The following is a 7,016-nucleotide window of genomic DNA, read 5'->3' as shown; positions in this document are numbered from 1 at the left end:
CGGTCGTCGTCACCATATCTGCCACTTGCAAACCCGGCGGCGCACTCACCGTGTCAATTTCTTTGAGATTAACGTTGTCAATCAACCGCGAGTAGCTGTATGCAGTTTCGGCGGCTCCATCGATCTTCCCCTGCCACCATTCACTCCGCGTCGTGTACTGAGGCGAGTCGTTGAGCAAGCCCACCTGATTCCGGTCATAGGGATCCAAAGGGTCGATCGTGGTGTAGTTGTACTTGGTGTAGGCTATCTGGGTCCCATCGGTGATGGCTCCAGCCGCTCCGGTCATGTTGTTGCGCACCGAGATGCGACGAGCAATGCCGTAGGTGCTGTAGTCCAGAAACAGAAAGCCCCGTCCGGTCGCCGGATAGTAGATTCTCTTCATTACGGTGATCTGTGATCCTGAAGCCGGGTTGCTGTTCTGGTCCACCGGCACGCTGAAGTTGTATTGAAGTGTGATTGTTTGATATTCGATGCGCACTAGCGTGCTGGCGCCACTGCCCTGATCGGGAGCGGTCACCGCCGCCAGCGCAAACTGAGGCTTTGCGCCTGTGGTATCCGCCGCGTAGCCGCTGTCACCGTAGTAGTGGAATTGTATGATCCGCCCCAGCGTGTCTGTAATTTGGTCAATGGCCCACCGGACCGGAAAGTAGTTCGGCTGATCGGCGTGCTTTTGATACTGACGATAGCCGATCGTTATCAGATCGCCGTTGCGAGTACGGATGCTGACCGGTAGCCATCGGAAATTCTGCGCATTGCTGTAGGTGACCAACGTCCCGTCCGGATAGCGCAGCTTGCCGTTCAAGGGATTCAGTGTGATAAACGACCCGTCAGTCGAGCTTGCTATCCCGCTTTGCAATTGAAGGTGGGTGCGAGTGCCATCGGGCTGGATCAGCAGCCAGTTTCCAACGCCATCATAGTTATCCACCAGCCGGCCATAGCCGATAGTCCATCCGGGGGCGGGCCATCCTTTTCCATAATTGAACATCATGCCGCCCGGCTCTTTGCTCCACACGCGGCTGTTACAGGTCAAAGCAAGATTCACATCGAGGCCACGGCCCGGCAGCCCAAGCACCGGAGCAGAGAACACGTAGTCGTAGCTGCCGAGTAAGTTCTTAGTCTTAGTCACGCTACCCTGCGAAAACTCGACCGCACCGAAGCGCGGGCTGCCGACCGCATTGTAGGGTGCGGCAGCCGCTGTGGCTGTAGAATCAGGATTATCTCCATCAAGTATGGGCTCGATTAGAAAAGGGCTGCGACCTAAAGCCTTGCCGGTCAGGTTACCTGCCCCCGTTGTGAACTTGACCGTATGCTTCGTCGTCGAACGAGTTTGACGGAGCGCGGCAGGTTGAGCCAGCGATTTGAATGATTGCCGGGCCCTCATTCGACCCTCATCGCTGACCGAGTCCGTGTGGACACGGCCGGCGAGCGTGCCAGCAGAAGCAGTCGCTGCTGAGATAAGATTTGCTGCGATCGTCGGTTGAGGCTCGGCCATCTGTGCCGCTTCCGGGTCGTCGCAATCGTGGCCGTGTTCCGCGTCCCAATCCAAATCGCCCTGCCTGCGATCGCTAAGTCTGGGTCGCAACCCCGCGCGCACCTCGACGTTCACATGCGCTTTCGTCGTGCCGGCGTTAACGGCAACCTGGGTGTGTCCGGGGGCACTTGCTGAAACCTCGCCCCAAGAAGAAACGCTTGCCAAGTTGGGGTCCTTCGTCTCCCAGATCAAAGCTGCTCCGTGTACCACCTCTTTGTTCCGGTCGAGCGGCAACGGAACAAGCGTGAAGGCCTCGCCCACGTATAGCAGAAGTTTTCTTGGGCACAGCCGCAGGTGTCTGATCTCAGATGCGCGGTCTGAGGGGCCTTTGAAGTCCTGTGAGCTGAAGGTCTGGGCCTTCTTAGAAGCACTCTTAGCTAAGAACTTGACGGCGGCGTCCATCGCGTTGCGTGCTTGCTCTCCTGCGGTGCGAGCGAGGGCTTGCGACAGAGAAACCGCAATCGCGCCGGTTACCATAAGCGCCATAAAGCGAGACGGCCCGGAATGCTTTCTTTGATGCGCACGCCTGATCTTATGTCTTGAGAATGGCATGATTCTGTCTCCTCTTGTTCGACCCGCTCTGTGGTTTGCTTTCGGTCCTGCTTGACTAGCTGTTCAGTCAGCAACTTCACGTATGCTAAGGCGTTCCCAAGGTCACTGCTATTGGAGACTGAGCAGGACCAGAATCTCACCGGTGCCTTTTTCAAGCGGCTCAAGAGCTTTGCCGATGAGCGTGCCGGGGCGGTGAATCGGAGTCCCGCCAAGATCAAGCGGCTGGGAGCGCATCGCGAATCCTTCCTTGTCGCTGGTGACCAGTAAGTCTCCAACTCGAATCGGAGCGTTGGTCGCATCGACCTTGACCCTGACTCGGCCAGTGGTGGCTACCATGACTTTGCCTTCGCCGCCTTCCCCAAGTAACACCCCCGGGCGGGCAGAGACGACTCCAGCAACGCGCGTGTCGTAGGTACTGGTGGATGGAAGCACGTGGTTAGACCGCTCAGCGTCGAGGACAACGACAGTTCCGGCAGATATGGCGCGGCTCGCAGGAACCCATTCGGCTACGTCTTGGTATTTTGCGATTACGTTACCCCCTTGAATGGTGCCAGAAGCATTGATGTTGCCCGTGACGTCGAGCTTTACCTGAGGGTTTGTATTACCGATGCCGACGTTGCCCGGAAAATACCCTACCGACCCTGTGTTCGGACTAGCATACTGACTATAGAAGAGCCAGGTGCCATTGGAATCAGTGAAGCCTATGCGGTGCTGTGAAGTTTCGTACTTATATCGCAAGTCAAGCTCCCCGCCACTACTGCCTGCGTTGGAGAGACGCTCAATGACATCTCCTGAGAGGACGCGAAGGTTCAACAGCGCACTGGGTGTTGCAGCGCCGATGCCGATATTGCCGTTTAGATCGGTGATAACGGAATCACTCAGCGCAGTAGGGCTTGGGGTCCACTTTGGTATCCTGTTTATCGTCCCAGATCCAGTAACCTGGGCCAGCGCCGTGTCTTGCTGACATAAGAGAAAACCGAACACGAGCAGGATAGCTGCCCAGATAGAGCGTTGAAAGCGTTTCGTTCTTCTGAGTTCGTTCATTGTAGTATCGGCTCCTTTTCATGACTTGCGGATGGCGTGTTGCTGTTTTAGCCGGCGCCGCTAGGTAGACCTGTGCCTGACCCTCTTGCGGAGCTCATTGAAGTGAGCTTTCCGGACCGGAGTGAACTGCTTTTGCAGCGTCGGGTCCATGTAAGCGGGTTGTGTCGGCGGGTTAATGACGCTAAGGGCGCTAAAGGCCTCGTCGAACTTCCCTCGCAACTCAGCAATATTCTCGGTCTTAATAGTAATGCTAGGCTGTGAAAGGTCGGGATTAGTCCAGCCTGCGAATGAATTAAGTCCCGCAGCCTCTCGAACCGCATTCACCGCCACACGGAGTTCAGCGAGGTCCCGTTTCATGACGGTGGTTATTTGCTGTTGAATCTCGTCCTGGCTGTAGTTGATCGTAGTCATTAAGTCGCCGTTGCTAGGCTCAGACGTGCTGCCGGCGGTGTTGACGGCGCGCACCCGGTACAGGTAAGTCACGACCGAGCCGGTGATAGTGCCCGTAGAATCGACCGTGCCGAAGCTGATGGAATCGTCGAAATTCGGGGCGGTGGGGGGCGAGGGCGTGAGCAGCGTTGGCGGACCGGTTATCGTCAGACGCCTCTCGACCACGAAGTGATCCAGAGCTTCTCCCAGGGCCGGCGACCAGTCCCAAGTCAGATGAACTTGTCCAACCGTGTTAGCCAGCGCCGCGAGATTCGCAGGCTGTGTTGCGCTGGTTGCAGCAGGTTCCTCGGTAGCCACAAGTCTTCCGCCGGCGTAGACGTACTCCTTCGACGGACTGTTTGAATTGAAGCTCGCAATCGATACTGCGTCCTTCTTATCACGCTTCTGCCTAAAGACCGAGTCGAGCGCACCCGAGTAAGCCAGCATCGTCCAGGCTGCGAACAAGCTCAACACAACGACAACCACGATGGTGATCTGACCCTTGCGCCGCGTCGCGAAACCTTGGCGACTGTGCCGGCTCGTTCGTCTCGACATCGTCTCTCCTTCGCCTGAAGCCACACCCAGCCTGTCACGCCACCGCGTCAAGCGCTGGCTTCGTCTCTCGGGTTGCTTCGGAATCGTCACTGCTCCGCCGGGCGATGAAGCTCACTCGCCCACAAGGGGAACTCGCCAGCGCGGGGAGACTACCGCAAAACGCAAACGATGTCTTTCGTCAACGTCGTCAAATTCGCGAACTGCGCGCAATTCGTCCGATCCGTCAAATGCGCCAACTTAGCCAAATCTTGCAACGGAGCACAATGCGGCGTGGTTGGACATAAGGCCAGCTCTTTGTTGCTTGCTGAAGCGATGTTTGAACCCCATTTGCCATGATGGTACAATAGGCCCCGTCATCACACACTTGCCTTAGATCAGTCAGCCGGAGACGACCATGAAGATATGCCCTGTCTGCAACGACTCCTTCACGGATGAGCTGAACTTTTGCGACATAGACGGCGCACGGCTCGCGCGAGAAGGTGCGGTGCAGGAGCGAAACAAATGGTGGTCCCTCATTGGAGTGGGGTTGCTGGTCGGGGCGCTTGTTATTTCCGCGGCATCGATACTCTTTCTGCCCAAGGCTCGTGTGTCATCCCCGTCGGTGAACTCAGAGCCTCAGCCAACTCCATCTCTGCCTAAGGCCCCGTCGGCCGAGAGCGCGGCTAACGTTAGCGCCCCGGTGGTCAGCGCTGAGCCCGAGATCGCTTCCGCTGACACAGTGGTTCCCGAGGTGAGGAAGAAGGACAAGGCGCCGGCGAACGCCAACGTTGGAGGAGCCGCGCCAAATCCAAAGGCTGCAGCGCTCGCCGCCGAAGATGCCGACAAGGGATCGCCTTCAGCCGATGCCAACAGGACTGCTCCTTCGCCTCCGAAGAATCCTGAAGCGCCTCCCGCAGTGAAGACCGTAAGCGACGCGCGGCCTGCGGAGGCTGCCAAGCCTCAGCCTCCTTCCGATCTGAAGAAGGACCAGAAAGCTCAGCCAACGATCGCGAAGAGTTCCGACAAGGACTCAAACGATAAGAAGAAGAACGACGACAAAGATAAGAAGAAGGGCGGCGGCTTCCTGCGAGTCTTTAAGAAGATCTTCGGCAAAGACTGATCCGAAGCGCAAACACAAAGGCACAAAGCACACAAAGAGTCCCAACCGACCGGAAGCCCTTGGTGTCTTCGTGTCTTTGTGTTGAACTGTTCCCGGGGTTTACAGACACAAGAGGCGAGGCTAAAGTTCACTCACGAGCGGATAAGCACGGAGATTTCTCCCGATCAAAGTCTGAGGTCCGGATTTAATGCACCTTCCAAGCACCATCGCCGACCTGAAGTCGAGCGAGTTTAACGAATCGCGCATCGGCCATCGTTCTGTGAAAGCCGAGATGCGCGAGAATCTGATCGCCAAGATCAATCGGCGTGAGACGATATTTCCTGGGATCGTCGGCTACGATGATTCGGTGGTGCCTCAAATCGTCAACGCCTTGTTGTCACGGCACAATTTCATCCTCCTCGGGCTTCGTGGACAAGCGAAGAGCCGAATACTGCGTGAGCTTGCAGGGCTGCTCGACGAGCGGATGCCCGCAATCGAGGGTTGTGAGATAAGCGACAATCCCTATGCGCCGATATGCAAGGCGTGCAGGTTGATGATCGAAGAACGCGGCGGGCAAACTCCGGTGACGTTTATTTCTCGCGACAAGCGCTACATTGAGAAGCTGGCGACGCCTGACGTGACCATAGCCGATCTGATTGGCGATCTCGATCCGATCAAAGCGGCTCGTGGGGGGCATCTTCTATCCGACGAGCTGACGATCCACTATGGGCTGCTGCCCCGCGCTAACCGAGGCATCTTCGCCATAAACGAGCTGCCTGACTTGGCGAGCAAGGTGCAAGTTGGCTTGTTCAACATCATGCAAGAAGGCGACGTTCAGATTAAGGGTTATCCGATTCGAATGCCGCTCGATGTAATGCTCGTGTTTTCGGCGAACCCCGAAGACTACACTGCTCGCGGCAAGATCATCACGCCGCTCAAGGACCGCATCGGCTCCGAGATCAACACCCACTATCCCGCCAGCGTCGAAGAGGGCGTTGAAATCACCAGGCAAGAAGCCTGGCTGAGCCGCGACGGACAAAAGCTCAACGTCCCTGAGTTCATAATGCGCGCGGTCGAACAGATTGCGTTTGAAGCTCGCACGGATCAACGTGTCGACAAGCGCTCGGGCGTAAGCCAGCGGCTGCCGATCTCAGCGATAGAGAATGTCATCTCAAACGCGGAGCGCCGCCGCCTTGCGACTGGCGAGCCTGCCATCGTCCCGCGCATAAGCGACATCTACGCGGCCCTTCCGTCGATTACCGGAAAGCTCGAGCTTGAATACGAAGGTGAACAACGAGGAGCGGCCAACGTCGCGCGCGATCTGGTCAGGACCGCGGTCGGAAAGACCTTCGAAGAGTACTTCGAGCACGTCGATTGTTCCGAGATCATCGCCTGGTTCAATGATGGCGGCGCGATTAGAGTGAGCGAAACCGACAGCGCCGATCTCTGCCTGAAGAGCTTTCGCAACGTAAACGGGTTGGCCGCCGCCGCCGTCCAGTCCGGATTGGCTGACAAGTCCGATCCGCAACTGCTGGTGGCGGTGTGCGAGTTGATCCTTGAAGGTCTGCACGCGCACAAGAAGATCAGCCGCAGCGAAGAGCGCGGCTACGCGGCGGCTAAACAGGAAGCGCGCGCACAGGGCTACGAAAGCTTCAGCCGCTCGCGAAAAATAAATTGATTGTCATTGGTCATTGGTCATCGGTCATCAGCAATGCATGACTCAAGCTCGCGGTGGGGGGGGGGGGGGGGGGGCGGCGGGGAGGGGGCTTTGGCGAAAAAAAAAATTAAAAAAATAAAAGAGGGGGGGCGAGCCAGAGACACACCCCC

5 protein-coding genes are annotated in these 7,016 nt (G+C 57.2%); 2 read left to right on the top strand and 3 right to left on the bottom strand.

Annotated elements, in window-relative coordinates; all coding sequences use genetic code 11:
- The 3 genes from AABO57_28885 to AABO57_28875 form a co-directional block, all read right to left on the bottom strand.
- The coding region (locus AABO57_28885) for a hypothetical protein (protein MEK6289750.1) at nt 1–2,083 on the bottom strand (2,083 nt) is incomplete at its 3' end.
- A 108-nt stretch (nt 2,084–2,191) separates the two neighbouring features.
- The gene (locus AABO57_28880; protein MEK6289749.1) at nt 2,192–3,127 is read right to left on the bottom strand and encodes a peptidase G2 autoproteolytic cleavage domain-containing protein; all 936 of its coding nucleotides are present in this window, start codon (nt 3,125–3,127) and stop codon (nt 2,192–2,194) included.
- Nucleotides 3,128–3,187: 60 nt separating this feature from the next.
- Nucleotides 3,188–4,111 carry a fibronectin type III domain-containing protein gene (locus tag AABO57_28875; protein MEK6289748.1) on the bottom strand — a complete coding sequence of 308 codons (924 nt, stop codon included), beginning with the start codon at nt 4,109–4,111 and terminating at the stop codon, nt 3,188–3,190.
- 394 nt (nt 4,112–4,505) lie between these two features.
- Between AABO57_28875 and AABO57_28870 the strand changes: the two genes are divergently transcribed.
- Both AABO57_28870 and AABO57_28865 read left to right on the top strand, forming a co-directional pair.
- Complete coding sequence (locus AABO57_28870) at nt 4,506–5,210, top strand: hypothetical protein (protein ID MEK6289747.1); 705 nt, start codon at nt 4,506–4,508, stop codon at nt 5,208–5,210.
- A 187-nt stretch (nt 5,211–5,397) separates the two neighbouring features.
- Nucleotides 5,398–6,867 carry a magnesium chelatase gene (locus AABO57_28865; protein ID MEK6289746.1) on the top strand — a complete coding sequence of 490 codons (1,470 nt, stop codon included), beginning with the start codon at nt 5,398–5,400 and terminating at the stop codon, nt 6,865–6,867.
- Nucleotides 6,868–7,016: the final 149 nt, after the last annotated feature.

The sequence above is a fragment of the Acidobacteriota bacterium genome, assembly GCA_038040445.1.
Classification (GTDB): Bacteria; Acidobacteriota; Blastocatellia; order UBA7656; family UBA7656; genus Onstottus_A; species Onstottus_A frigus.
The sequence above is the reverse complement of the archived record's forward strand: the minus strand, read 5'-3'. Positions and strand labels throughout refer to the sequence as shown.

Excerpts from the sequence above, each read along its gene's own strand:
- AABO57_28880 (MEK6289749.1), bottom strand. The coding sequence starts at position 3,127 with ATGAACGAACTCAGAAGAACGAAACGCTTTCAACGCTCTATCTGGGCA.
- AABO57_28875 (MEK6289748.1), bottom strand. The coding sequence starts at position 4,111 with ATGTCGAGACGAACGAGCCGGCACAGTCGCCAAGGTTTCGCGACGCGG.
- AABO57_28870 (MEK6289747.1), top strand. The coding sequence starts at position 4,506 with ATGAAGATATGCCCTGTCTGCAACGACTCCTTCACGGATGAGCTGAAC.
- AABO57_28865 (MEK6289746.1), top strand. The coding sequence starts at position 5,398 with ATGCACCTTCCAAGCACCATCGCCGACCTGAAGTCGAGCGAGTTTAAC.